This is a genomic window from Nocardia sp. NPDC004573 (assembly GCF_053602135.1).
In genome coordinates this window covers 432,223-456,798 of record NZ_JBSGDA010000002.1, presented here as the reverse complement: position 1 = coordinate 456,798, position 24,576 = coordinate 432,223, and the positions used below count along the sequence as shown (strand labels likewise).

Sequence of the window (24,576 nt, the reverse complement as noted above, 5' to 3'; positions counted from 1 at the left end):
GAGAACGCCAAGGCTTCGCTCATGTGGCCAGAAATGTTCGGATGGCCTCGTCGGTGGTGAGACGGTTGGAGCCGACGGTGACATCAATCGTCGGGTAGTTGCGGCGCACGGCTTCGGCGATACCGGCGAGGCGGTCGGCGACTACCGCGGGGTCGCGTAACGACTCCTGCCGAAGGCCGTCGAAGCCGGGGAAACCGTCGGCGACCAGGTTTACGTCGGGGTTGGTGATGATGTCGTCGTAGGTTTGGAATTCCACGCTGACGATCTTGGATGTGTCGACCCGCCCCGCGGTGGTGAATACGCGGTCGCTGACACCTTCGATGAAGTTGGCCGCGGAATGCCCTTCTTCGAGCATCGGATTCACCTGGATACGGTTGGCGTCGATACCCAATACCATGCCCGCGGGGTGGAACCGCATGGTGCCGTCACGGACATCCGTCCAACTGGTGATCGTTCCGTACACGCCGGCGATGTCGGTGCCGTCGGTCAGATAGACGACGTCGCCTGCGGTGCTGTGTGACGCTGTGCGGATATAGCCTTCCTCTGCCGCGGTTTCGTCTCTGCGAAAAGCTCTGGGAAACACTTGATCGACTTGCCACAGTCGTGCTCCGTTGTAGAACCGATCCGGCGAGGTGGATCCGGCTTGCGGCAGCGGTCCCGGGAACGACGGGTCGCCGGTATCGAAAGCGTGCCGAAGACCTCTGTCGGCGTCGGAAAGCGCCCCGGCCGCACCCGAGGCTTCCCTGGCGAAAGGTCTGACGCCGTGTTCGGCGTCAGCTGTCGCCAGTCTCCTGATTTCGTTGCTCGAGTGCTGGGCGAATCGAGCGTATGCCCGTGCGATCAATTCGGATCTGGTCAGCAAGACAACGACCTCGGCCTGGTCGTTTCAACTTCCTAGTCTTCTCCCGGCACCCGTCGCCCGATGTCTTTGTGTCCCTGTGATCCCCGGCCTGGAACGGCCGAGTCCAGCCGAAAGCTGCCGTCGAGGATATTGTCCTTGCGTATCTGTCGGTGCGGGTTGCTGCGGTAGCGGTGTCACTTCGAGCCGGGACACCGCTGCGACTCCTTGGTAACTATCCATGAAGTCGTTGCGCGACCTCGGTGGCCCAATAGGTGATGACGATCCGTGCCCCGGCACGGCGGATCGCGGTGAGGCTCTCCTCGATAGCTCGCTCACGGTGCAGCATCCCATGCAGCGCAGCGGCCTCGATCGCAGCGTATTCGCCCGAAACCTGGTAAGCGGCAACGGGCACATCCACCGTGTCGGCCACCAGGCGGACAACGTCGAGGTAGAGTCCGGCGGGTTTGACCATGACCAGGTCGGCGCCCTCCTCGACATCCAGTCGCACCTCGCGCAGTGCCTCGCGGAGGTTGGCCGGGTCCTGCTGATGGGTGGACCTGCCGCCTACCAACGACGATTCGACGGCCGTACGGAAAGGCCCGTAGAAGGCCGAGTCGTATTTGGCGGCATAGGCGAGAATAGGTACGCGCTCATGTCCCGCGAGGTCGAGTCCGGCGCGAATGGCGGCGACTTGGCCGTCCATCATGCCGCTCGGTGCCACCAAGTGAGCTCCGGCCTCAGCCTGTGCCAGTGCCGTTCGGGTGTACGCCCGCAGCGTGGCGTCGTTGTCCACGTCGCCGTCGGCCCCGAGGAGGCCGACATGACCATGGTCGGTGTATTCGTCGAGGTTGATGTCGCCTATCACCACGGCCGCGTCGCCGACTTCGGCCACGGCATCGGCAATCGCCAGTTGGGCGATACCGCGTTCGTCCCAGGCGCCGCGGCCGTCCGGATGCTTCGCCTCGGGTATGCCGAAGATCATGACGCCGCCCACGCCCGCCTGTACCGCGGTCGCCACCGCCTTGCGGAGGCTTTCGCGTGTGTGCTGCAGCTGGCCGGGCATCGCGGGGATGGGCCGGGGCTCCGGGATGCCTTCACGCACGAACAGGGGCTGGACGAGATCGGAAGAATGCAGCCTGTTCTCGGCCACCAACTTACGAAGCGCGGCGGTGCGGCGCAGCCGCCGTGGTCGGACCGCGGGGAAGCTCATGGCATAGCCTCGAGTGACCGCTCGACGTGCTCCACGACGACCCGAGACGGCTGCCGGTACCAATACCCGGACGCGGTCTTGGCGGTTATGCCGAGCTCGCGCAAGCCGACCAGGTGCTCGGCGGTCTTGACCGCCAGCCCGCCGGGGTCGATCACCGGCAGCCCACACAGCTGCCGGATCTGCAAGTGGACGAGGAGCTCGTTGGGGATGCCCTCCGCGGGTACCAGCCACTGCGCGCCTGCCTTCGCTGCCCGTTCGGCGGCGGCAGTGTACGCCCGCACGAACGGATCGAAATCCTCTGCCAGCGCCCGGGAAACGACTACGGCACCGTCATCGATCACCTGGTAGGAGGCCAAAGTCGCGCCCGCGGAGGCGATGTTGTCGGTGATGGGCTCGGCCAGGTGAGGAATGAAGCCGATGACGCCGAGCCGGTGCCGCTCTTGCCGGGCGGCATGCCAGGTCGCGTCTCCGTAACCGACGACGGGGATGGTGGTCCGGATGCGCGCGGCGGCGAGCCCAGGGTCCTGGCCGGCACCGCTGATCCACGCGGCGCAGCCATCCCGCTCGGCGGAAACGGCCGCACGCGCGAAGTAGTCGCCGAATACCAGACCGAGTGAACCGTAGCCGACCAACTCCTCGGGCAGCTCCGTCGCATACGTCAGTGGTGGCAGGGTGCGGATTTCGACCGTGGTGCCCGGAGCCGAGACTTTTGTCAGATGACTGGCGTAGAGCTTGTCGAGCAGCGGCACACGCCCCTCGACGGCGTGTTTTTGGAATCGGATTCGCATGTGAGTTCGCCTTATTCGCAGGATTTCGGGTAGAGCATGGAGGCTTCGGCCAGGTAGGCCCTCGTCGCTTCATCGTCGGCGGCGATGGCCCGCACAGTGGCGACGGCGTCAGGCAATCGGGCGGCCTCACCGTCTTGCACGCCCACGACCCTCGCTTCGCCGGCCGGGACGACGTGGTCGATCAGAACCGCGCGACGGCGCCGCGCCCAGCTCGCCATGGCCGCCGATGATGCGAGCCCCGCGAGCACACCGGCCAGTGTTCTGCCGAGATCGACCGCGTCGTGGAGGCCGGCGTTCATGTTGAGACCGCCTGCGGTCGATGTGACGTGCGCGGCGTCACCCGCGAACAGCACCCGGCCGTGGTGGAACACGCCGAGGACCCCCGCTGCCAGGTGGTAGCGGTGCACGCCGATGACGTTCAGGTCACCGAGTTCCACTCCGGCCACACGCTGCGGCATAGGCTCGCCGCGTGCCAGCCTGAGAATGATCCGCCAGTGGTCGGGTAATCGCAACAGGCTGCACGATTGGACCGGGTCGCGGATATAGGTCACCGGAGCAAGCCCCGGGAGCAGTTCATCGAGCGGGGAGCGGGTGAAGATTCGCAGTGCGTGCGTGGGGTATGCCGACCGCCGTAACGACAGACCGAGCGAGGTCCTGACGGTGCTGTGTGCACCGTCTGCCGCGACGAGATACTGAGCCCGATCTCGTCCGCTCGAGGTCCGAGCCTCTACGGCCGGGCCCGTGTCGGTCACGGATTCGATCCGAGCGCCGAACCGGACAACCACCTCCGGGTATGGTTCGAGAGCATCGAGCAATAGCCGGGTCAGCACTGTCTGCTCCACGTGCAATCGGAAGGGATGCCTGGTCAGACCATTCAGCGCGGCCATCGTCATTTCGGCGAATACGGTTCCGGACAGGTCGCGCCATTGCATGCGATCCACGATCACGCCCTGCGCCACCAGCTCCGCGGCCAACTCCAGGTCATCGAGAAGGTCGAGCGTGGCTGGGTGGATCGTGGCGGCGCGCGAGCCGGTTCTCAGCGCGGCCTCGCATTCCAGGACGAGAACCGACACCCCGGCCCTGGCGAGGGTGAGCGCCGCGGCCAGCCCGACCGGCCCGGCGCCCACCACAATGACGTCGGTCGTCATGGCGCGCCCTGCCCCGCCCAGGCGTTCTCCTCGGTTCCGTCGAATATGGCGCATCGGCGCGTGCTGGTCAGCGCCCACCAGGCACCGCAGAGGTTGGAGGTAAGGATGGTTCGCGCGTTGTTCTCCGCCAGCCGAGCGATGGCGTGCAGCGTCGGCATGCCGGTGCCGGTCAGCAACAGCACCGCGTCTCGCGCCACCCCGGCTTGCTCGATCTGCGCGACGAGCTGGTCCGTGGTTACCTCGTAGGGGGCGAAGCGCCGGCCTGCCTTCACCGGCACCAACTGGGCGATCCGCACGCCCGCCGCCGTCCAGAATTCTTCGGCGCGGGCGGTCAGCCACGGCTGATAGGGCGAGATCAGCGTGACCGCCCCGGCGCCGAGATGTTCCAACGCCCGCCTGGTGGCCTCGGTAGCGGAGGCAACGGGCAGCCCGAACTGCGCGCTCAACTCGGCACAGCGGCGCCGGTCCTCCGCTGGGCCCAGCAGATAGCGTGAACCACTGCAGGCCACAACAAGGGCGTCGAGCGGGAGACTGCCGAACGAGCGGATCATATCGGGCAGTGCACCGTTGTAGGCGTCCAAGCGCTCGGCCAGCGACAGGCCGGGCTGTACGGGGAAGCGGGTGACATAGAGGTCGGCCCGCGTGGCCAGCAGACGTGCGAACTCGGGCTCCACGGCCGGGTTGGCCGGTGGCACCACGACACCCACTCTCGTCATGGTTTGCCTCCAGAGATGTCGAGTGCGAAGAGCACGTGGAGCGCATCGACGAGAGCGGCGTCGCGGGCCAACCGAGATCCGAGATCGCCGAACAGCCCCTCTACAACCCGCTGAATGGCTCGATCGACCTCTTTGCGGGCGCCGGCGTCGAGTCCAGGCACCCGGTTGGCCAAGCGTCGCAACTCCGCCTCACGAACGGCCGCCGCCCAGTTCCACAGCGATGCCAGAATTTCCGGTGCGCCGGCGGCCGCAGCCTGATCGGAGTCGATGCCCGCCTCCGGCTCGAACGCTCTCATCCAGATGCTCCGTGCTGCGGCGGTGGGGGACAGCAACGCGGTGCTCATCGGTGGCTCGGCCACGCGGTGCCCGTCGCCGCTTGTCGCTCGTCCTTGCCGAGAATCTCGCAACCTGCGCGGTCCGCCATCGCTGCCAACTCGTCCCGGAGCTGCTGGGCCGCGCGCACGTCGGGCTCGATTGGTGCGGCGACTCTTCGGTCGCGCCAGGCCGGGCTCGCGACGAGTGGGCGAGGCCGATAGGGATCAACGTGCATCCGGCGCTCCTGAAGAGTATCGGCGCTGTGCAGCAGGGTGCTGTCCAGACGTTCACAGGCGACCGGCGAAGCCCGGTGCGGGTACACGCGGTGGATGCCGAAACTCCGCGCCCCTCGGTAGGTTTGGGGTTCGGCCGCATCGCCACAACAAGGATCGGGCACGGACGGCACTCGGACGTAGTAGGGAAAACCCTATTTGCGGCGAGAGGGCTGGGCGCTGGACAGTCGCACTTGCACATCGATCCGAGGGATCCACGATGTGGCGTCGAGCTCGACCCGCGGCGCCCCTGAATCCCTGTGGTCCTTCCCGGCATTCCATCGAAAACGCTTTCACCCGTCATCCGGAGGTGTTCGACACAGCGGCCGCGCACGCAGCCGAAACGGTTGCGGCGGCAGCGTTTTCGTGCAGAGCACGGTGGACGCCGGCATTGCGATAGATCAATGGCGGCCGGGCTCGACGTTCCATCCCTGCGAATACTTACCGTGCGACAGCGAGACCGGGTCCGATTACGATGCACCGGCATAGCTCGGACGATCAGGTGGACCGGGCTGTCGACCGCCCGGAGGTGAGATATCGGTGGGCTTGCCGGGACGAGATGTCCGGCCACTGGTGGGTCGTGCGGCGGAGGTCCGCAGCCTGCACGCGGCACTCCGTGCCGTGCGAGAGGGAGGGACCTCGGTGATCTCGGTGACCGGCGAACCCGGCATCGGCAAGACCCGGCTGCTCCGTGAAGCGTCGGTGCGAGCGGAAGCGGACGGTTTCCAGGTACTCGACGGACAAGGCGCCGAGCTGGAACGCGAGATTCCGTACGCCATGATGATCGATGCCCTCGATCAGCCCTTCGGCGAGTTGCGCCGGACGGAGTTGCGAATTCTTTGTGCCGAAGAGCTCGCGGAACTGGGATGGCTGCTTCCGTCGCTGAGCGCGTTGGTGTCCCCCCTGTCGACGCCATTGCAGATCGAGCGGCACCGCTGCCACCGCGCCATGCGGAAGGTCCTGCACCAACTGGCGGCATGGCGACCAGTGCTGCTCGTGCTGGACGACGTGCACTACGCCGACTACGCCTCGCTGGAGATGATCGCGCACCTCCTGCGCCATCGTGTACCCCGGCTGGCGTTGCTGCTGGCCCATCGGTCCTGGCAGCTGCCGGACGCGCACGCCTCGGTCCTGGCCTGCGCTGCCCGTAACGGCACCATGGCCGCGCTCGAACTCGGTCCGCTGTCCCTGGAAGAGGCCGCCGAACTGCTCGCCGACTACCCGCTCGATCAGATCGAACTGGCGCAGTTGTATCGCTCTTGTGGCGGCAACCCGTTCTATCTCCGAGAATTGGCGCACGCCCACGACGGATCCAGCTGGCTCACGCGCGGCCCTGGCGATGCTGTCGACTCCTCGGGCGTGCCCCCCGCGATCCAGGCTGCGCTGGAGCAGGAAGTTCGAACCCTCTCGCCGAATGCGCGTTTGCTGCTGCGATCCGCAGCCGTGACGGGCAGAGTCTCCGACCTCGAGCTGGCCATCGAGGTCGCCGATCTGGCCGAGGCCGAGGCGCGCTGCGCCACAGATGAATTGATTCGTGTGGGGCTGATGCACGAGACAGGAGCGCCTGGACAGCTCGCATTCCGCCATCCCATCGTGCACCTGGCGATCTACCAGCGCAGCGGATACGCCTGGCGGAGGCGAGCGCATCACCGCGCCGCAGCGGCGCTGGCCCGGCGGGGCGCGGCGGTGTCCGTACGCGCTCACCATCTCGAACAATGCGGAGAGGCGGGAGACGAGCAGGCCATTGATCTGCTGACCGAAGCAGGGATGGCTGCTGGGCCGCGCGCACCACTCGCGGCCGAGCGCTGGTTCCGCGCAGCGTTGCGTCTGCTACCCGACGACGCCCCGGCGCGTCAGCGGCTTTCGCTGACCATGGCGCTCGCCGATGCGCTCACCGCGACCGGTCGCCTGGACGAATGCAGCGCTGTGCTACGGCAGGCACTGGAACTCGTTCCACCGGAGGAAGCGGGCGATCGCGTCCGGGTCCTGGCACAGATCGCCCTGACCGAGCAGGGGCTGGGCAATGCCACAGAGGGACGGCGGTTGCTCACCGCGGCACTGTCGCTCAGCGTGCCGGGCAGTCTCGAGGCCGCCCGCCTCCGATTGCAATTGGCGAAGAGCCACCTGATGATGCATGACTGGTGCGAGGCAGCCCGGCTCACGGCGGAGGTACAGCAGTCGACCACGGCGCGCGACGACCGGCGGCTGTATCTCATGGCAACGGCGGCCAGCGCGTTCATGGGTACGTTGCATTGTGGACAGTCGCTGAGCGACGGTCGCCGGTATCTGGACGAGGCGGCCAAGGCGCTGGACTCCCTCACCGACACCGAGGTCGCGCCGGCGCTGCTGGACGGGCTCACCGACGTGGCCTACGCCGAGGTTTCCTTGGAGCGGTGGGGTAATGCGGTGGCGCATTCGGATCGGGGCATAAGACTGTGCCGCCACACCGGACACGGCAGGCATCTGGTCGAGCTCCAGCATCTGCGGGCGCTGGGCCTTATGCTCCAGGGCCGACTCGATATCGGCCTTTCCGCCGCGACAAACGCCGCGAAAACCGCATCCTTGCTGGAGAATTCGCCGCTGATGGCGCTGACCGAGGCGACCCGCTGCTGGGTGCTGACACTGATGGGCCGCACCACCGAAGCCTTGGCGTCCGGCGCGCTCAGCATGCGCCTCAACGCCCAGAGGCCCGATGCTCTGTACGCCTGGCACGCACCGCTGGTCTACGGCTCCACCTTGATCGAGGCCGGCCGCTATCGGCGCGGGCGCCAGGAACTCATCAAGATCGCCGACGCGGTCCCCGGCGAGATCTACCCGACCCTCATGCCACATTTCTATCGGTATCTGGTCGATGCCGAACTCGCTCTCGGACGGATCGACGCCGCGGAGAAGACGACTCGACGCGTCGAAACGATCGTCGAGGGCATGCCGACGATGCATATGCGGCTCGGCGACGCGCGATACTGCCGCGCGCACGTACAGCTGACCCGCGAGGAGGTACGGGCGGCCGCCGACAACGCCGAGCAGGCCGTCATCGAGTACACCGCCGGCGGCACTGCTTTGGATGCGGCTCGTGCTCGTCTGCTGTTCGGACACGCGCTTGCCGATCTGCACGACCTCACCGCGGCAAAAGCCCAATTCGACGCAGCGCTGCTGGCATTCGAACTCTGTGGCGCGGAACGGCTCGCCGAGCGTGCTCGTCTGGCTCTGCACCGGGTAGGCGAGCGGCAGACGTCCGGACCACGAAGCCGTTCCCGCGCGACCACGGTGCGGCTCGGCGATCTGACCGAGCGGCAATCCGAGATCGTCGATCGGGTCGTGCTCGGCCGGACGAACCGCCAGATCTCACAGGAACTCTACGTGAGCGAGAAGACTATCGAGGCCCATCTGACCCGCCTTTATACCAAACTCGGCGTCTCCTCACGGGCGGAACTCGCCGCCCTGGCGGCCAGCGATCGCATTCAGCCTCGAATCTGACCTGCAGCGCGCGCCATCTGGTCCGATGCTCGGGTCCGCGGGCGCACCGGCGCGGGGACTGTCAGCTGCCGACCGGTGCCTGCCGGAAGAAGTCGATCTGGTCGGCAACGACGGTGTCCCGCAGAGCGGGGTCGGTGTAGAAGGAGAAATGGGTGCCGGGATATACCCGCAACTCGCCGCGCGGCGCGGCGTCGGCCAGCGCGCGACTCGTCTCCACCGGCGTCTCGTGATCATCGGCGGCAGCGCAGACCAGCAATTGGCACGGCAGTCGTGCAGCTGACTTCGCAGGACGGTAACGCACCATCTCCAGCAGCGCGGCTGCGCGCTCTCGACACTCCCGCGCGGGATTCGTGAACCCTCCTGCGGCCAGGTATGCGGCGCTGTTCCGGCCGAATCCTCGATGGGGACCGGTGCTCTGGTTCGTCGACCCCGTTCGTCAACGCAATTGAACTCTACGACCAGGACTGCGATTCGGTCGTCGGGGCAGGGCGATGCACCATATCGACCGAATGAACTTGTCGACCACGGTGCGGATGGGCCGTGGCCGCCCAGGACCGCTACTGCCTGTGATGGCGGTGGCGGAATACAATCGGCTCGGCGTTGCCGTTCGACGGAGAGTCCGTTGCGGAATCGAAGGGGCAGCAAGGTGACCGATTCCCAGCACGGACCTGGCGGTCGACCACTTGTGCCGGGCGGCGTCGATCCCGCTGCGAGTCAACCGGATCCGCCGGACCGCGGCTGGGTCATGCCTCACCTGCCGCCTGGTCAGGGGTACGGGCCGACGGCGTCGTATCCGCCACCATCGACCGGCAGCCGCAGAACGGGTTTGATCATCACCAGTGTGCTCGGGCTGGTGGTGATGCTGGGGCTCGGCGTGATTATCGGCGTCCTCGTCGGACGTGGCGGCGGTAGCAGCGAGTCGGCTGCCTCCACGCCGGTGGCGAAGACCTATTCGATGGATGCGATCACCAACGCCTGCGACCTTGTCGATCCCACGCCGTTGACCACGTGGTCGCCCACGCCGAAAGGCGCTCCCGAGCACAAGGAAACTCGGCCCACCGCCTACGCAGGCGGCAGCTTGAAGTGCGATGCCGAATATACCAGCGCGACCGTCGGCGAGTTCCCTATGAACAAGGCCGCGATGAGCGTCGAGGCCCAGTTCACCAACGGTGCGGCGGCGCCCTTCTACGACCATTGGAAACATGCCGACGTCGAAACACCCGAGGCGGAGTCGGATTCCGGTACGGTCACCGGAATCGGCGATCAGGGCTACTGGTACTCCGAAGTCAGAGGCAACCTCGTCGCGAACATGACCTACGTCGTCTGTGTACAGGACGGGAATGTCTCGGTGCGGGTGCGGATCCTCCTCACTCGCGAGAAGGGTTCTCCGGCGGTGCGGCGGGATGAAATCGATTCGATCGCCAGGTCGCAAGCGCGCAGGACGCTGGACGGTCTACGCGAGAATTGACGACCGGCGAGTCGCGCGCACCAGTAGGCGCGGACGACCGACGGTGGCTCGAATACGACCGTTGGAAACAGACCGACACCCGCGCCATCGGACCGGGGCGGGCCTCGGGGGAGGTCACCGGAATCGGCACCCAGGGCTATTGGCACACCGCGACCACGGACACCAGCAACGGAATGACCTACATCCTGGGCGCGCAGGACAGCAATGTCTCCGTGCGAGTAGAAGTCGCCGTCCTGCGCGCGAAGGGCGAACCTCCGGTGAACCGAGCCGACCTCGCCACGATCGCCGAGAACCAAGCCCGCAAAGCGCTGGATGGGCTGAGGAAGACTTAGCACTATGCGATGAGAGCGCGGGCGAGTCGCGCCGCCTCGTGCGCGAGACCTGTGGGGTCGGTCGCAATGAAGGTCGAGGTGCTCGCGATATTGCCCTGTGCGTACCAAATGCCCCGAGGCCGACCGGAGATGAGAAGCCTGCCGGTGCCGGGTTCGGTGGTCAGGCCCCCGAACGGGTGGCGTTCGGCGGACGCGGAGGTCAGGAGCGTACGCACCAACCCCTCGGCAGCCTGTGGCACGGTGTAGGCCGGTGGGTTGACGGCATTGATCACCACGTCGGCGGTCCATTCGGTGTCGTCGGTCACCGTGAATCCGGCGCGGGAGCGCGGGTGGATCTTCTGCAGTCCCGCCCGCAGCCGTACCTGGCCGGAATCCAACAGCCGCAGCAGGATATTCGCGTTGTACGGCACCATGGGTGAACTCAGGCAATTGATGGTGCGGAAGTGTGCGCTGCGCAGCAGGGTCTTGTCTTGCTCGCGAAACAGCGGCCACACCGCAGGCACGACGGTTCGGATGGCCCGACCGAGCAGTCGCCGCCCCTGATGCGGGTCCGCAACCGAGGACAGCTGGCGCCGCAGCCGTTGCACGGGAGGTTCGGTGTCGGTGCCGATGACCTCCTCGGTCAGTGTCCGGAAATCGTGCCCCAGCTCGGAGAGTTCCGCCTTCATCAGTTCGATCAGCATGGTGAGTGTCACCTGCCCCTGGTTGTCGCGAACTCGTTGCAACGCGTATTCGGGTGTCAGATACCGCGGCTCATATGGGAGGGGACGTTGCTGCACGGCGGGCAGCACGCCGCTTCGTGACATCAGGGTGATCGGACCGGCGTGTCCATTGGAGACCAACCCGGTGACGATGTCGACGGCGGTCAATCCGCTGCCGATGACAGCGACGTGCCGGTCCGCGGGAACTCCTGCCAATCTGCGGTGCAGGGGGTACGGCTCATGCACATAACCCGGCGTGTCGGCCAGCCCATAGCTGTCGTGTGGCTGCCCGCCGCCGATGGACAGCACCGCGCGATCCACGGTGTACGCGCCGCCGGCGGCGGTGTGCAAGGTGGCGACGGGGTGTCGAGAGAACCCGGTGACGCCGGAATTGACGACGCTCACCCGCCACCCGTTCTCGCGCAGGTCGGCGATGGCGGTATGCGCAGTGTGTTCCAGGTATCGTCCGTACACCGCGCGCGGAACGACCGGCAGGCCGAGTCCGTCGTCGAGGTAACAGGCGAGTTCCGGGCGTTCCCGCAACCAGCGCAGGTAATGATCCAAGTCTCCGCCGCGGGCGGTCATGGCCATCGGTGGTGCATTCACTCGCACGGAGTCTTGGTCGCGTTGGTATGCGCGGCCGCGCCAGACGGCGGATGAGTTCTCGAAGACCGTGATTGCGCCCGGCTTCGCGGCCGAGCCGGCGAGCGCGTCGAGCAGGGCCACCGTAGCCATTCCTGCGCCGACGATTCCGATATGCATGGTCGATTCCCTTTTCGAGTCTTGACGGATGTGCGTCGACCAGCCTTGCGGGTCACCGTGCGACATCCCATCCCTCGATCGGGGGGTTCGAAACCGTCCGACAACCCCTCAGGTGAGGGGTTGTCGGACTCCTCGTGCGCGGGAATCATGGCGGGCATGAGCAGGTCGAGCAGTGATCCGTCGGGCGGTCTCCTGGCTGGAATCGCCGCAGCGTCCGACGCGGCGAGCCTGTTCGCCGTGACGTCGCACCGCCTGCGCCGCATCACGCCCTTCGACGCGGCCGTATGGGTTGCCACTGATCCGATCAACGGATTGACCGCCGCGCCGGTGCGGATCGAAAACCTCCGGCAGGGCGGGTGCGGCATCTACTGGGAATCGGAATTCCTCGCCGATGCCGTCAATCCCTTTCGGCATCTGACGAAGTCTCCGGTGCCGGCCGCCGGATTGCGCAAAGCCACCGGTGATCGTCCGTTGTCGAGCCCGTTGTATCGAGACTTCATGCGGCCGAGAGGCTTCGACGACGAACTGCGTGCCGTGTTCCGCGTCGATGGCAGGCCGTGGGGACAGCTGAGTCTGTTCCGCGAGCGCGGTCGAGCCCCCTTCCGGGCCGAGGAGATCGCGATGGTCGGCTCGTTGTCGAGTCCGATGGCGCAGCGGCTGCGCGCGTACGCCCAATCGGCGGAGCCGCCGCGTCGGTCCTCCGATACGCCGGGAATGCTGCTGTTCGACCGTGCGGGAAACCTGGCCTCGATCAATGACGAGGCCCGCCACTTCCTCGCCGATATGCCGCCGGGCCCCCGCGCGGCGACGCCGTCCGGGATCGACCTGCCCCTGCCGGTGTGGATTCGTAGCACCGTCGGCCGTGCGCGCGAGACGGGTGGGAATGCGCGAATCCGCATGCGGGCGCGCACCGGCGGATGGCTGGTGTGTCATGCCTCGTGCCTGCGCGGTGCCGATGGCACCGACGAGCTGACCGCGATGACGATCGGGCCCGCGCCGGTGTCGGAGATCGCCACGCTGGTCATCGCCGCCTACGAGCTGACATCCCGGGAGCGCGAAGTCACCGAACTTATCGCGCGCGGCCTGTCCACCACTGAGATCGCGAGCCGATTGTTCCTGTCGCCGCACACCGTCCGAGACCATGTGAAGACGATTTTCCAGAAGGTTGCCGTAGCGAGTCGGGGGGAGTTGGTCGCGAAGCTGTACACCGAGCACTACGAGCCGCTCGTGGCGCCCGAAAGGGCCCGCCTTCGCCACCCGTAGCAAACAGCGGGTCGACGCGTCCCGGAAGGAGTGGCTCAGCAGCGGCTGGTATCTCATCCGCCATTTCGATTGGACCAGTCATCCTGGTGCGAAACCACACCTCCACGTGATCGCCGAGAGGCTGGCCGGGATACTCGGTCGGTTACCTCGATCTGGCGCTTGCCCGCCCCACGCGGCTATGCGCCGCGCATCTTCTCCGATGGAACAATGTTGATCATGAACGCCGAACAGCCACGTGTCGTCATGTCCGACACGACCGCGGACGATGTTGTGCTGCGGGCTTTCTCTGCGGAGAGCGCGCGACTGTCCGAGGTGCTCGGGAAGCTGACCGAGGAGCAATTCGCCCTGCCGGCTCCGTGCCCGCCATGGAATGTCGCCGAATTGGCGGTGCACATCACTTCCGCTGTCTCCCGTGTCCTCGCGGGCCTGGCCGCACCCGCGCCACCTCGAGCGGATATCACCGCCGCCGACTACTACCGGCCCGCGATCTTCGACGACACCGCCAATGCCGAGCGGGTTCGTATGGCTCAACGTGACGCCGCCACTTATCGGAACGCGACCGCGATCGCCGCGGCATTCGACGATACTTGGCGGCAGACCGACACGGCGATATCGGGACAACCCTCCGACCGCCTGGTCACCACCCGATGGGGTGACGGGATCCAGTTGCGCGAGTTCCTGATCACCCGCGTGGCGGAACTGGTTCTGCACGGCCTCGACATCGCGATCGCGCTCGGCGTGCCGGCATGGACCGCACCGGAAGCCGCTGCGGTCGTGTGTGACTTCTTGCAGATCGAGCCTGCCGCCACCCACCTGGGTTGGGACCGCCGGACTGCGTTGGCCAAAGCCGGCGGCCGCGCCGCGCTCTCCGCCGAAGAGTCGGCCGAACTCGCGCGCCTGGACATCACCTGGAGACGGTTCGGCTAGTTGGACGAGTGGTTCGCCATCGGCGAGATCGCGTCCGGGCAAACGGCATCACACAGGCGGACGGCCGCGCGCAGAGCATGCGTGGCTGGTTCGCCGGCCGCGGCTATGCCGCCGCGATCATCGCGCACCGGACCGGTCGCCCATTGCGCGGGCTCGTGGTCGGGTTGATCGGGTGCGCCGTCGTCATGATTCTCACTCGGCAATGGATGAGACGGCGAAGACCGGACTCCGTCGCCGAACGGCCCCGCGCTCGGGCATCGCACCGTGCCCACTCGCATGACATGAGTAGACTTCTCGCCCTGGTCGTGCATCAGGTCGGACCGTCGTGTCACTGACCGGTCGGCGCGTTGTGCGCTGACACGGGACGCCCCAGCGCCTGCGCTTTCAGTTGCTCGAATTCCGCGTCGGTGATGACACCGGAGTCGTGGAGGGCTTTGGCGTCGGCGATGCTCTCGGCGGGGGACTTACCCGCCACCTCCCGGATGTACTGATCCGTGGCCTTCTGCGCTTCCGCCTGTGCGCGTTGGGCGCGCAGCGCCATGCCGCGCCCGCGGACGATCAGATACACCAGGGCCGTGAGGTAGGGGAGTACCACCAGGGCTATCACCCACAGCGCTTTGGCGACGCCGGATACGGAGTGGTCGCGGAACAGATCCACGAGAATCTGGAACAGCACGATCAGGTACGCCACGAAGGCGAACACGAGGATCGTGTACCACACGTAATCCCAGAACGAATCCATATTGTGAACCTCCTCGGGCGGATCTTTCCCGTTTCGTAGCAGGCGGTGGATTCCGGCTGTGAAGTGATCGAACCGCCGGTCGGCCGCTGGGGCGAAAACAGACCTTCGTTGTGGTGACAGCATAGGAGCGCAGTTCGAAAATAAGCACAGAGCAACATCGGCGCCACAGAACGACGGAATTGTTCGAAATTCGGTACATGAGTTCGCGCCTCTTGCCGGGGTACCGGAGGTCCGGCTGTCCAGCGCTCGGCTGAAAACGCGATCGTCGACGATGCGGCGCTGACTATTCCGCCACGTAGGTAACCGCCGCCGAGCAAGTCTGCGGTACCGGAGACCGGGCGTGCCCAGCTGTCGTTACCAGGAGTCGCACCCCCGGTGCGGCGCTCCTCGGAATCTATTCGATACCGCGTTGATTTCGATTCGAACAAGAAGCAATAAGCCTGACGCGAGAGAGCTCAAGGCCATCGGCGGATTACGGCTTCTCGATCATCCCGTGGTCGAACCCGGTCACGCGCAGGCGATCCGAGAGCACGGGAGGGATAGCGAGGCCGCGGTGCAGGGAACCCCGCAGTCTGCTGCGGTTGCACTACCTGCGGCGGGAGCTGCTCGAGCGCTCATCCGGTGAAACCGCATTCCCCGGCCGGCCACCGACGAGCATTCCGTCAAACATGCGGTCGCCGCGGTAACGTCGATCGGCGCGGCAGTGCTTCTGCTCTCCGGTGGGATCCTGTCGATCTTCCAGGGAATCTCCGCGCTCGCCGAAGACGAGGTTCTCGTGTCCGAACTACACGTACCGGCGGCCCGGCCGAATCTGACCTGAACCGCACCGCCGGGGTGGAAACAGCAGGGAACCCACCCGCGTCTAGGACTAGGTGTCGGCCCGCACCGTGGCCTCGGCATCGTGGTTCGTCCCGCCTCCCCGCGATTCCCAGGCAAGGACAGGGCGAAGCAGAAGTTCCAGCGCGAGCAGGGCCAGTAGTGCGCCGAGGACGATCCACACCACCACGAGCCCGGTGGGGTAGCGCCAGAAGATCAGCAGGAGCGCGGCGACGCCGACAATCGTCCAGCGCAGCGCCGTGCGGGCTCGGAAGGCCCACATCTCCACTCGATTCGGCGGACGCGATCGCCGCAGCTGCTGCACCGAGTCCATCCCGCGCCCGAACTGACGGCGTATCGCCGTGGCCGAAGCCGAACCGCCGCTGAGGTAAGCGACCAGTGCGATCGCCAGGCCGAGCACGGCGACTCCGCGCAACGCGGTCCGCAGGGGCAGGAGCAGCGTGTCGGTGATCACGGTGGCCGCCTCCGGTGCCAGCACGTCGGCCGGGATCTCGTCCAGATACCGGGCCCGGGCCACGATCAACGCGATGGCCAGGATCAGCATGCCCGCCGCGAGGGCGAGCCCGACGAAGACCAAGGCGCGCCTGCGACGCCCCGCAGGCGCCGCGGCGATCGCGGCCACGGCGGCCGCGATCGTCACCCACGGCAGCACCGCCGCAGCTTTGTCGAGATTGTCGACCGCTCGCTGTGCCCGGACCAGCTCCGGAGATCGGAACAACACGAACTGTTTGTCGACCGCGGGAATCTTCTCGGCGAAGGTGAATCCGCGGTCGAGCAGCCGGGCTTTGACGTTCTCGATCACCGTGCGCAGGGAGAGGGTCACCGTGCCGTTCTCGTCGACGGTCACCGACTCGGGGCCGACATGCCCGGTGGCCACCGCCACCAACGTGGTGTGGGCGGTGCGGTTGGCTTGCAGCCACAAGTCTTCGAACTGGTCGCTGCGCACGAAGGACAGCACGGTGTCGTTGACGAAGCCGCGGGCCTGCTGCGTGATCACGGGCGCCAGCCCTTCGACCGCGCGATCCACCCGTGGTCGGTTCGCGGTCGCCGGGACCGCGTCGGTCAGTGCGGCGAGCGCGTCCGCGGTGAGCCCCTCGATGTCGACGCGGGCGAAGATCTCATCGGTGATCGTCTTCGAGACCTCCGTCTGCAACACCGGATCCGAGCCCAGCGGCGCCACCGTGCTCAGGTACCGATCGGTGTCGAGGACCTCGCCGCGCACGAACCGCGACACGACCGTGGTGATCGCGAGTACCGCGACCAACACCGTCAAGATCGCTACCGCTGTCCATCGCCACGCATGCCGCGGCGGACGGCGAACCGGTGGCTCCGCACCGCGGCCCTTGGTCCGAAGCGCAGCCACCTCCCCACGCAGCCGCTCCAGTTCGCCACGTAACCGCTCCAACTCGGCGCGCTCGTCGGCGCTCAACCTGCCGCCAGGTGCGTTATGTGACGCATCGGAAGCCATCGGTAACCCTCACTGCAAGAACGGATACGGGTTGTTCGCCGCGGTCGCCGAGATCGACGGTTTCGGCGGCCGAGGCTGTCCCGGTCGGTCACGACCAACCGAGGCGACCGCGCTCGTGCGGTCGGGTCGGGTGGCGCCACCCCGGTCTCGGGCGAGGGCGGCGCCACCCCGGTCTCGGCGGGCGAACCGCCGAGGGCGCGGTGAGCTGAGGGTTCCAGCTCGAGAGGGCCCCAGATGCCGAGAGCGGTGATCGAGTCGAGCACAGCAGCCGGTACGCAGTCTTTCGAGACAGCACTCGCATCGAAGGCATGCGCTGATATATTTCGGATCGAATCCGGTCAGCGCTCCCGAACCGAGCCGAAAAATAATGACCTGGTGGCGATCACCGGCGTACGCTGACACTGACATTAGCACCGCCCGCGCCGATAAGTCGCAGATTCTTCTGCTACCGGCGACACTCGGCCGGGATGAATTCTCGATCGAGCTGCGAAAGAGTCGGGCTGCTACGACGTCCTTTGCTGTGACGAAAGTGGGCTACAGTGACCGAAACCGATATCGACGTGTTAGGCCCGATCGACTATCTCGTGATCGAATTCCCGGCCGATAGACCTCCGAACGGTTCGGCGCTGCCCTTGCTGCGCGACCTCGTCGAGCGTGGCATTATCCGCGTATTGGATCTGGCGTTCGTCCGCAAGGACACAGACGGTTCACTCTCCGGAATCGACATAGCCGATGTCGGTCTCGAAGGAGACCTCGACATCACCCTGTTCGCGGAGGCGGGATCCGGCTTGCTCGACGATGCCGACCGCAGGGAGGCCGGCGCCGCGCTCGAGCCGGGACGTTCGGCCGCGATACTCGTGTACGAGAACAGGTGGGCGGCGCCCTTCGCGTCCGCGCTGCGCCGCAACGGCGCCGAACTCGTTGCCGCCGGTCGGATCCCCGTACAGAGCATCTTGTCGTCCCTCGATGTCGTCGAGACGAAGAACTGAAGGAAGAATGTGATGCCCGGACTGCTCCGCGGCGTAGCCCGCACCGCCATGGTCGCCGGAACCGCGACCGCCGTGTCCAACCGCGTCTCCCGACGGCAGGGACAGCGCTGGGCCGCACAGGATGCGCAATACGCACCGGAAGCGCAATATGCGACACCGCAGCCCGCGCCCGCGCCGCCCTCAGGCGGCGGCGCGGGAATGGACCGGATCACGGCATTGAAGGAACTCGCCCAACTGAAGGCACAGGGCGTGCTCACCGACGCCGAGTTCGAAGCCGAGAAGGCCAGAATCCTCGAGTCCTGACCGCTTCGCTCGAACAGCCGAGGGGCGACGATGCGTCCGTCACCCGGCTCCCGGGCTCGCGGCGGCTTGTCGAGGCAGCATCGCTGCGGCAACGAATCCGGCCACCGCGATGGCGGCCAAGACGATCATCGCGCGGCATAGGCGTGGGCCGTGAGCCCGGCTACGAGGATGGTGCCCGCGATGGCGGTGCCCAGCGAGGAGCCGAGGTTGGACACGCTGCGCGACAGCCCCGAGATTTCGCCTTGCTCGTCCTCACCGAAACTGGACTGGACGACATTGACCGCCGGGGTCAGCATGACGCCGAGCCCTAGGCCGATCAGCAGCAGTCCGGGCGCGAACGCCCATGGATGCGCAAAACTCCCCGCGAGCCCGATCAGTACGCCGATGCCGGCGATGGTCACGAGAAACCCCGCCATGATCAAGGTGCGCTGGGCACGCCGGCGCGCCAGCCGCGCTGCGGCCAATGACGACACCAGCAGGCCCAGGGTGGCCGCTGTGAAGCGTAGCGGTAGACGAGGCTGTCTCGCACCAGTTCGTCGTCCATCGCGTCGAGAGTGCTCAGCCAGGCCGGATCCCGCGGTGACAGGAACCCCATGCGTGGCATCAGCAACAGGGAAGCGTCCAGCACATCGGTGGCGTAGTGCTGCACGAAGGCTTGTCGCTTCGCACTCCAGCCGCGTTCGACGATCTGGGCGAACACCGCGTCCCGCACCTGGATCCAGCGAGCCACGTCGGCCGGCCGGGAGTATTCGGTAGCCAACCGGATGCCCCGATCGAAAGCCACCCACGTCATCAGTCGCCTGCAGATGCAGATCCGTGCCCGGACCGCGAAAGACCGCGGCCCGGTCGCCGAGCCGCTCCAAGCTGTGCCCGGCGCGTCCGTAGTCGAATCGCGGGCGGCAGGCGAGGGTGAACGGCAGACTTCCCCGCACCACCCGGACCAGGCGCACCAGCCGGTGCCGGTCGGTGGGTTCGGAATCGCGGATCGGCTCCATGAAGTCGGCGACCTCGCCGACGCCTTCGGGCGCCATGAACCGCGTGACGAGAATGGCCGTGTCCGGCAGGTAGAGCTGGCGGATCGCCACGTCCTCCGTCGCGAGATCGGCGGCCAGCCGACAATGCCCGCCCCGCTCGCTGTCCAGTATCGACGCGAAGATGCTGGGGGAATCGAACCGCGGCGTGCACCACCAGTCGATCGTGCCCGCAGACGAGACCAGTGCCGTAGTCTGCAGGTCGCCGACGATGCCGTGCTCGGCGATCGGGGGGGAGGCGTTCACAACTCACTCCTTCGTACCGGGGACAACCGGATGGCCAGACGTGGCCCGCCCGAGCGTCGGCACCTCCTCGCCGGAAGAACTGTCTTCACAGTGTGCGCCGCGCCGTCGATGAACGGGTGGGACTGAAGAAAGAAGTTCCGCTCATCGGCAAATCTGCGGCGATTGCGCTGACAGTCTCAACTGCCTCCGAAGTTGCACCTCGACCATGTCTTGCATTCGACTATGCCGAGCAAGGCATGAGGATTGAATGGACCAGCAATCATTCGACAACCTCGATCGCGTCGGCGCTGGGCGCCCCGACGAACACTGTGAGGACCGATGGAACGCAGCAGACACCAGCTCTTGCACGGGCCGCTGTTCACCCGCAGCGTTCCGCTCGACCGCCGAAACGCGGCGAGCCGGATCAGCGCATACGTCTACGGCAACGTCCTGATCCTCGCCGCGTTGATCCCGGTCGCGCCGTCCGCCGACCACGTCGGCATCTTGGTCGTCCTCGGAACAGCCCTCTCGACGTTCATCGCACATGCTTTCGCCGAAGGAGTGGGTCAATCGGTGCGCCAGAGCCATGGCTTGTCGCCCCAGGAGCGATGGGCGGACCTGCGTGACTCCGTGCCCATCCTCAGCTCGGCCGTGCTGCCCTGCGCGATCCTGGCGGCCGCGGCGGTCGGGTGGATCGAACCGCGTCTCGCGCAGGTGCTCGCGGAGTCGGCCATGCTGGTGCGGATCGGCGGAATCGTCTTCGTCATCGGCCGACTCCACGGCGAGCGACCCCGACGTTCGACGCTGCTGGGAGCGGTCCTGCTGGCCTGCACGGCCACGACCGTCGTGGCGGTCAAGATCATCCTGACCCACTGATCCCACCGGGGCGCGGAATCGGCACCGCCGCGAAGCGGCGTCCACGTGTTCTTCGCCGACTTCCTCGGATTGGGTCGCGATCGAGCCGCAGTTACGCGATCCCGCGCACGCGGGAAGTGGGTCCGGTGCAGAATCGCGCATATCCGAGCCGCTCGTCGAGGAAGGGAGCGCATCATGTCCGAGAATTCATCGGTCAAACAAGGAGTCGCGGCGGGAACCTCGCTCGGGGCCGCGATCATCCTTGTCACCGTCGGTCTACTGCAAGTGTTCCAAGGCATTGCGGCGGTGGCGGAGGACGAGGTTTTCGTCGTAGGCGTCGAGTACACCTACAAGTTCGATTTCACCGCGTGGGGCTGGATCCACATCGTGCTCGGAGCGCTGATGGTGGCGGTAGGGATCGCCTTGTTCACGGGAGCGCGCTGGGCGAGAATTGCGACGATCGTCATCGCGTCGTTTTCCATTCTCGCGAACTTTCTGTGGCTGCCGTATTACCCGTGGTGGTCGGTATTGATCATCGCCCTCGACGTCGTTGTGATCTGGGCGGTCACCACCTGGACGCCGGACGTCTCCAGCGAACCGCGCTCGAGCGAGTTCGCCCATGGTGGGCCGCGGCCATGACCGATCGAGACGGCTCCTCCCGCCGCGGAGCCTGACGTGCGCACAGCCGCGCGCGACCGCTGGAGCAGGGCCGAGCGCGCCGAATACGGCAGATCGGCACGGCGCCGAACACCCGTCGGCGGGATGGCCGAATTCGAGCCCAGCACTGATCGCGACCCGCTCGCACTGCTCGAAGCCCAGGCCGCGACGCGAATTCCCGAACTCGTTCCGGTGCGCTACGGGCGAATGGCCGCCGCGCCGTTCGCGTTCTACCGCGGCGCCGCCGTGGTCATGGCCGAGGATCTCGCCCGCGCCCAGACCACCGGCTTGATCACTCAACTGTGCGGGGACGCCCACCTCAGCAACTTCGGCCTTTTCGCGACACCGGAACGCAACCTTGCCTTCGACCTGAACGACTTCGACGAAACCTACCCCGGCCCCTTCGAATGGGACGTCCGAAGACTCGTCGCGAGCCTGGCGGTCGCCGGGCGCGACAACGACCACAGCGGCAAACAACGCAGAAAGTACCTGCGGGCCTGCGCCGCCGAGTACCGCGAAATCATGAACTCCCAGTCCGCGCGCGGAGAACTCGCGGTCTGGTACGCCCATATCGATGCCGAGACCCAATTCGACGAACTGCGCGAAGTTCTCGATTCCCCGACCAGGAAACGCATCAAGAAGACGGTCGACAAGTCCTGGCGCCGAGACAGCGTCCAGGCCTTGTCCAAGCTGACCACCGTGGTGGACGGGCAGCCGAGGATCACGAGCATGCCGCCGCTGATCGTCCCTGTCGAGGAGATCTTCACCGGCGCCGACGCCACGCAGGTGAACCGGGCATTGATCGAACGGCTCGGCCACTACCGCGACACGCTGCCGCCCCACTGCCGGGCCTTGTTCGACCGATTCGAATACGTCCAGGCAGCACGGAAGGTCGTCGGCGTGGGCAGCGTGGGCACCCGGGCCTGGATCATCCTGCTCCGCGGGCCGGGCGACGACCCGCTGTTCCTCCAGGTCAAAGAAGCCCAGCCATCGGTTCTCGCGAAGCACCTCGATGGTCCGTCGTTCACCGGCCAAGGCGAACGGGTGGTGGCCGGGCAGCGGCTGATGCAAGCTGCCGGCGATATCTTCCTGGGCTGGCAGCAAGGTGCGGGGGAAGACGGAGCGGTGCGGGACTACTACGTCCGTCAACTGCGCGACGGCAAAGGATCCGCCGACATCCAAACCATGTCTCCCGAACTGATGACTCGCTACGGCAGGCTGTGCGCACGCGTTCTCGCCTATGCCCACGCCCGCGCCGGTGACCGATTCGCGATCGCCGGCTACCTCGGCACGGACGACGACTTCGAGGAAGCGATGTCCATGTTCGCCGAGAGTTACGCCGACCAGAACGCCCGCGATCACGCCGCGCTGCGCAAGGCGATCGATGACGGCACGATAATCGCCCGAACGGGGGTGTAGATCGGTGCACGGCGACCAAGCCGTTCCCGCCGACGCGGTACCCCCGTCCCGGTGTCGGCGCGGGCGCACGGCACTCGCTGCGGCCGTCCTCGTGGCGTTGGCAGAGGAGTCGCCGCTGCCTGCCACCGGTGAACCAGGATTTGTCCAGGAGAGGAGCATCCGATGTCGTCGGCGCCCACAGTGAGGTCGAGCAAGTTCGTGCTGGCCGTCTTGGCGTCGGGGCAGTTCTTGATGACGCTCGACAGCTCCGTGATGAATGTCTCCATGGCCACTGTCGCCCAGGATCTCGGTACCACGATCACCGGCATCCAGACCGCGATCACCCTGTACACGCTGGTCATGGCTTCATTGATGATCACGGGTGGCAAAGTGGGCGCCATCCTCGGCCGACGCCGGACGTTCGGGCTCGGTCTCGTCCTCTACGGCGCCGGTTCCTTCATCACCGGTCTCGCCCCGAACCTGACGACCCTCCTGGTGGGGTGGTCGCTCCTGGAGGGAATCGGTGCCGCCCTGATCATGCCCGCGATCGTCGCCCTCGTCGCCGGGAACTTCGCGCCCGAACGTCGTTCCGCGGCTTACGGTCTCATAGCGGCGGCAGGGGCGATGGCGGTCGCCGTCGGCCCGTTGCTCGGTGGCGCCGTGACGACGTTCGCGTCATGGCGGTACGTCTTCTTCGGCGAGGTCGTCATCGTCGTGTTGATCCTGCTGGTGCTGCGCCGGGTCGAGGACGCCCCCGCGAGCCGGGTCCGGCTGGATGTCGTCGGCTCGCTTCTGTCGGTGATCGGTCTGGGCTCGGTCGTATACGGGGTGTTGCGGTCGAGCGAATGGGGATGGGTACGGGCGGAGTCCGACGGACCGGCCGTGCTCGGTCTGTCGCCGGTCATCTGGCTGTTGATCGGTGGCTTGCTGACCTTGTACCTGTTCCTGCGCAGACAGACATTTCTGGTGCGGCGGGGCCGCGATCCGCTCGTCGATCCGAGTCTGTTGCGGAACCGGCAACTCGTCGGCGGCTGCAGCATGTTCTTCGCCCAATTCACCGTACAAGCCGGAGTGTTCTTCGCCGTGCCGCTGTTCTTGTCGGTGGTGCTCGAACTCAGCGCGCTCGAGACCGGTGTGCGGATCCTTCCCTTGTCGGTCGCGCTCGTCCTGGCCGCGGCGGGCATTCCCCGGTTCCTGCCACATGCCGACCCGCGCCGGGTCGTTCGGTTGGGTCTGATCGCGATGATCATCGGCGTTCTGATCCTGGCGGCCGGGATGGATCCGGGCGCCAACGCGGGCGTCGTGTCCATCCCGATGCTGCTGATGGGACTGGGTTTGGGTGCGTTGGCCTCGCAACTGGGCGCCGTCACGGTGTCCGCCGTGCCGGATTCGCGAAGCTCCGAAGTCGGGGGACTGCAGAACACCGCGACCACTCTCGGCGCGTCCCTCGGCACCGCGTTGATCGGGTCGATCCTGATCGCCACCCTCACTTCGAGCGTCGTCAGCGGCATCCAGAACAATCCGGCTGTTCCGGTGTCCGTGCAAGAACAAGCCACCACGGAACTGGCTGCCGGGGTGCCGTTCCTGTCCGACAGCCAGTTGGTGGCCGCGCTCGACGGCGCCGGTATCGATGACGCCACCGCCGACGCCGTTCTCACCGTCAACTCCGACGCCCGCCTGGAGGCTTTGCAAGCGGCGTTCGCTGTCACCGCCCTGCTCGCGATCGCGGCGTTGTTCGGCACCGGCCTATTGCCTCGCCGGCCGGTTGCCCTGCGCGACGGGAAGGACCAGTTCTCGTCAGGGAAAGCCGAGCCCGATGCCGAGCGATGACCGGGGTGGCCTCGGATGTCC

General features: G+C 66.6%; 23 protein-coding genes and 1 pseudogene. 11 read left to right on the top strand and 13 right to left on the bottom strand.

The genetic code is table 11. The features are described from left to right. Positions 1 to 19: 19 nt before the first annotated feature. From ACWEKR_RS05335 to ACWEKR_RS05310, 6 genes are all read right to left on the bottom strand, one after another. The gene (locus ACWEKR_RS05335) at positions 20 to 862 is read right to left on the bottom strand and encodes a hypothetical protein (RefSeq protein WP_452353420.1); all 843 of its coding nucleotides are present in this window, start codon (positions 860 to 862) and stop codon (positions 20 to 22) included. A 211-nt stretch (positions 863 to 1,073) separates the two neighbouring features. Continuing rightward, positions 1,074 to 2,051 (bottom strand): porphobilinogen synthase, encoded by a 978-nt coding sequence (gene hemB / locus ACWEKR_RS05330; protein ID WP_452353419.1) that lies wholly within the window; start codon positions 2,049 to 2,051, stop codon positions 1,074 to 1,076. Further along, entirely contained in the window at positions 2,048 to 2,839 is a 792-nt protein-coding gene (locus ACWEKR_RS05325) for an aspartate/glutamate racemase family protein (RefSeq protein WP_452353418.1), read from the bottom strand. Before ACWEKR_RS05325 ends, hemB begins: the two co-directional genes overlap by 4 nt. A gap of 11 nt (positions 2,840 to 2,850) precedes the next feature. Continuing rightward, positions 2,851 to 3,987, bottom strand: coding sequence for an FAD-dependent oxidoreductase (locus ACWEKR_RS05320; protein WP_452353417.1), 1,137 nt, complete (start codon positions 3,985 to 3,987; stop codon positions 2,851 to 2,853). Continuing rightward, the gene (locus tag ACWEKR_RS05315; RefSeq protein ID WP_452353416.1) at positions 3,984 to 4,703 is read right to left on the bottom strand and encodes a maleate cis-trans isomerase family protein; all 720 of its coding nucleotides are present in this window, start codon (positions 4,701 to 4,703) and stop codon (positions 3,984 to 3,986) included. The genes ACWEKR_RS05320 and ACWEKR_RS05315 overlap by 4 nt, the downstream gene beginning before the upstream one ends. Next, positions 4,700 to 5,035 carry a hypothetical protein gene (locus ACWEKR_RS05310; protein WP_452353415.1) on the bottom strand — a complete coding sequence of 112 codons (336 nt, stop codon included), beginning with the start codon at positions 5,033 to 5,035 and terminating at the stop codon, positions 4,700 to 4,702. The genes ACWEKR_RS05315 and ACWEKR_RS05310 overlap by 4 nt, the downstream gene beginning before the upstream one ends. 795 nt (positions 5,036 to 5,830) lie before the next feature. Between ACWEKR_RS05310 and ACWEKR_RS05305 the strand changes: the two genes are divergently transcribed. Next, a complete protein-coding gene (locus tag ACWEKR_RS05305) occupies positions 5,831 to 8,767 on the top strand; it encodes a helix-turn-helix transcriptional regulator (RefSeq protein ID WP_452353414.1) in 2,937 nt (978 codons plus the stop codon). Positions 8,768 to 8,828: 61 nt separating this feature from the next. Here the strand turns inward: ACWEKR_RS05305 and ACWEKR_RS05300 are convergent, their stop codons facing one another. Further along, positions 8,829 to 8,984, bottom strand: a complete 156-nt coding sequence (locus tag ACWEKR_RS05300; RefSeq protein WP_452353413.1) for a hypothetical protein — start codon at positions 8,982 to 8,984, stop codon at positions 8,829 to 8,831. 624 nt (positions 8,985 to 9,608) lie between these two features. Here ACWEKR_RS05300 and ACWEKR_RS05295 point away from each other — a divergent pair. Together ACWEKR_RS05295 and ACWEKR_RS05290 are read left to right on the top strand one after the other, a co-directional pair. Next, a complete protein-coding gene (locus tag ACWEKR_RS05295; protein ID WP_452353412.1) occupies positions 9,609 to 10,235 on the top strand; it encodes a hypothetical protein in 627 nt (208 codons plus the stop codon). Further along, on the top strand, positions 10,232 to 10,567 hold the full coding sequence (locus tag ACWEKR_RS05290; RefSeq protein WP_452353411.1) for a hypothetical protein: 336 nt from the start codon (positions 10,232 to 10,234) through the stop codon (positions 10,565 to 10,567). Before ACWEKR_RS05295 ends, ACWEKR_RS05290 begins: the two co-directional genes overlap by 4 nt. A 2-nt stretch (positions 10,568 to 10,569) precedes the next feature. On the opposite strand, the gene ACWEKR_RS05285 is transcribed toward ACWEKR_RS05290, so the two are convergent. Continuing rightward, the gene (locus ACWEKR_RS05285) at positions 10,570 to 12,030 is read right to left on the bottom strand and encodes an FAD/NAD(P)-binding protein (protein ID WP_452353410.1); all 1,461 of its coding nucleotides are present in this window, start codon (positions 12,028 to 12,030) and stop codon (positions 10,570 to 10,572) included. A 156-nt stretch (positions 12,031 to 12,186) separates the two neighbouring features. Here ACWEKR_RS05285 and ACWEKR_RS05280 point away from each other — a divergent pair, with 156 nt between their 5' ends. Both ACWEKR_RS05280 and ACWEKR_RS05275 read left to right on the top strand, forming a co-directional pair. Continuing rightward, positions 12,187 to 13,293: a LuxR C-terminal-related transcriptional regulator gene (locus ACWEKR_RS05280; protein ID WP_452353409.1), complete on the top strand. Its 1,107-nt coding sequence runs from the start codon at positions 12,187 to 12,189 to the stop codon at positions 13,291 to 13,293. A gap of 216 nt (positions 13,294 to 13,509) precedes the next feature. Further along, a complete protein-coding gene (locus tag ACWEKR_RS05275) occupies positions 13,510 to 14,220 on the top strand; it encodes a maleylpyruvate isomerase family mycothiol-dependent enzyme (protein WP_452353408.1) in 711 nt (236 codons plus the stop codon). Positions 14,221 to 14,548: 328 nt separating this feature from the next. Here ACWEKR_RS05275 and ACWEKR_RS05270 read toward each other — a convergent pair whose 3' ends face one another. Beyond that, positions 14,549 to 14,962 (bottom strand): SHOCT domain-containing protein, encoded by a 414-nt coding sequence (locus tag ACWEKR_RS05270; protein ID WP_452353407.1) that lies wholly within the window; start codon positions 14,960 to 14,962, stop codon positions 14,549 to 14,551. An 868-nt stretch (positions 14,963 to 15,830) separates the two neighbouring features. After that, the gene (locus tag ACWEKR_RS05265; RefSeq protein WP_452353406.1) at positions 15,831 to 17,267 is read right to left on the bottom strand and encodes a hypothetical protein; all 1,437 of its coding nucleotides are present in this window, start codon (positions 17,265 to 17,267) and stop codon (positions 15,831 to 15,833) included. A gap of 539 nt (positions 17,268 to 17,806) precedes the next feature. Here ACWEKR_RS05265 and ACWEKR_RS05260 point away from each other — a divergent pair. Next, a complete protein-coding gene (locus ACWEKR_RS05260; protein ID WP_452353405.1) occupies positions 17,807 to 18,256 on the top strand; it encodes a DUF6325 family protein in 450 nt (149 codons plus the stop codon). A gap of 12 nt (positions 18,257 to 18,268) precedes the next feature. Beyond that, positions 18,269 to 18,559 (top strand): SHOCT domain-containing protein, encoded by a 291-nt coding sequence (locus ACWEKR_RS05255; protein ID WP_195087340.1) that lies wholly within the window; start codon positions 18,269 to 18,271, stop codon positions 18,557 to 18,559. A gap of 125 nt (positions 18,560 to 18,684) precedes the next feature. Here the strand turns inward: ACWEKR_RS05255 and ACWEKR_RS05250 are convergent, their stop codons facing one another. The 3 genes and pseudogenes from ACWEKR_RS05250 to ACWEKR_RS05240 form a co-directional block, all read right to left on the bottom strand. After that, positions 18,685 to 19,032 carry an MFS transporter gene (locus tag ACWEKR_RS05250; RefSeq protein WP_452353446.1) on the bottom strand — a complete coding sequence of 116 codons (348 nt, stop codon included), beginning with the start codon at positions 19,030 to 19,032 and terminating at the stop codon, positions 18,685 to 18,687. Beyond that, entirely contained in the window at positions 18,978 to 19,352 is a 375-nt protein-coding gene (locus ACWEKR_RS05245; protein WP_452353445.1) for a glycoside hydrolase family 15 protein, read from the bottom strand. Before ACWEKR_RS05245 ends, ACWEKR_RS05250 begins: the two co-directional genes overlap by 55 nt. A gap of 100 nt (positions 19,353 to 19,452) precedes the next feature. After that, positions 19,453 to 19,836 (bottom strand): annotated as a pseudogene (locus ACWEKR_RS05240) (trehalase-like domain-containing protein); the annotation flags it as partial. 318 nt (positions 19,837 to 20,154) lie between these two features. Here ACWEKR_RS05240 and ACWEKR_RS05235 point away from each other — a divergent pair. The 4 genes from ACWEKR_RS05235 to ACWEKR_RS05220 all read left to right on the top strand — a co-directional run bounded on the left by ACWEKR_RS05235 (position 20,155) and on the right by ACWEKR_RS05220 (position 24,555). Then, positions 20,155 to 20,691, top strand: a complete 537-nt coding sequence (locus tag ACWEKR_RS05235; RefSeq protein ID WP_452353404.1) for a hypothetical protein — start codon at positions 20,155 to 20,157, stop codon at positions 20,689 to 20,691. 174 nt (positions 20,692 to 20,865) lie between these two features. Then, positions 20,866 to 21,309: a DUF7144 family membrane protein gene (locus tag ACWEKR_RS05230; RefSeq protein ID WP_452353403.1), complete on the top strand. Its 444-nt coding sequence runs from the start codon at positions 20,866 to 20,868 to the stop codon at positions 21,307 to 21,309. Positions 21,310 to 21,345: 36 nt separating this feature from the next. Continuing rightward, entirely contained in the window at positions 21,346 to 22,746 is a 1,401-nt protein-coding gene (locus ACWEKR_RS05225) for a DUF2252 domain-containing protein (RefSeq protein ID WP_452353402.1), read from the top strand. A gap of 162 nt (positions 22,747 to 22,908) precedes the next feature. Beyond that, positions 22,909 to 24,555 (top strand): MFS transporter, encoded by a 1,647-nt coding sequence (locus tag ACWEKR_RS05220; RefSeq protein WP_452353401.1) that lies wholly within the window; start codon positions 22,909 to 22,911, stop codon positions 24,553 to 24,555. Positions 24,556 to 24,576: the final 21 nt, after the last annotated feature.

Excerpts from the sequence above, each read along its gene's own strand:
- ACWEKR_RS05235 (WP_452353404.1), top strand. The coding sequence starts at position 20,155 with ATGGAACGCAGCAGACACCAGCTCTTGCACGGGCCGCTGTTCACCCGC.
- ACWEKR_RS05275 (WP_452353408.1), top strand. The coding sequence starts at position 13,510 with ATGAACGCCGAACAGCCACGTGTCGTCATGTCCGACACGACCGCGGAC.
- hemB (WP_452353419.1), bottom strand. The coding sequence starts at position 2,051 with ATGAGCTTCCCCGCGGTCCGACCACGGCGGCTGCGCCGCACCGCCGCG.
- ACWEKR_RS05315 (WP_452353416.1), bottom strand. The coding sequence starts at position 4,703 with ATGACGAGAGTGGGTGTCGTGGTGCCACCGGCCAACCCGGCCGTGGAG.
- ACWEKR_RS05230 (WP_452353403.1), top strand. The coding sequence starts at position 20,866 with ATGTCCGAGAATTCATCGGTCAAACAAGGAGTCGCGGCGGGAACCTCG.
- ACWEKR_RS05285 (WP_452353410.1), bottom strand. The coding sequence starts at position 12,030 with ATGCATATCGGAATCGTCGGCGCAGGAATGGCTACGGTGGCCCTGCTC.
- ACWEKR_RS05280 (WP_452353409.1), top strand. The coding sequence starts at position 12,187 with ATGAGCAGGTCGAGCAGTGATCCGTCGGGCGGTCTCCTGGCTGGAATC.
- ACWEKR_RS05265 (WP_452353406.1), bottom strand. The coding sequence starts at position 17,267 with ATGGCTTCCGATGCGTCACATAACGCACCTGGCGGCAGGTTGAGCGCC.
- ACWEKR_RS05270 (WP_452353407.1), bottom strand. The coding sequence starts at position 14,962 with ATGGATTCGTTCTGGGATTACGTGTGGTACACGATCCTCGTGTTCGCC.
- ACWEKR_RS05245 (WP_452353445.1), bottom strand. The coding sequence starts at position 19,352 with ATGACGTGGGTGGCTTTCGATCGGGGCATCCGGTTGGCTACCGAATAC.
- ACWEKR_RS05255 (WP_195087340.1), top strand. The coding sequence starts at position 18,269 with ATGCCCGGACTGCTCCGCGGCGTAGCCCGCACCGCCATGGTCGCCGGA.
- ACWEKR_RS05220 (WP_452353401.1), top strand. The coding sequence starts at position 22,909 with ATGTCGTCGGCGCCCACAGTGAGGTCGAGCAAGTTCGTGCTGGCCGTC.
- ACWEKR_RS05325 (WP_452353418.1), bottom strand. The coding sequence starts at position 2,839 with ATGCGAATCCGATTCCAAAAACACGCCGTCGAGGGGCGTGTGCCGCTG.
- ACWEKR_RS05320 (WP_452353417.1), bottom strand. The coding sequence starts at position 3,987 with ATGACGACCGACGTCATTGTGGTGGGCGCCGGGCCGGTCGGGCTGGCC.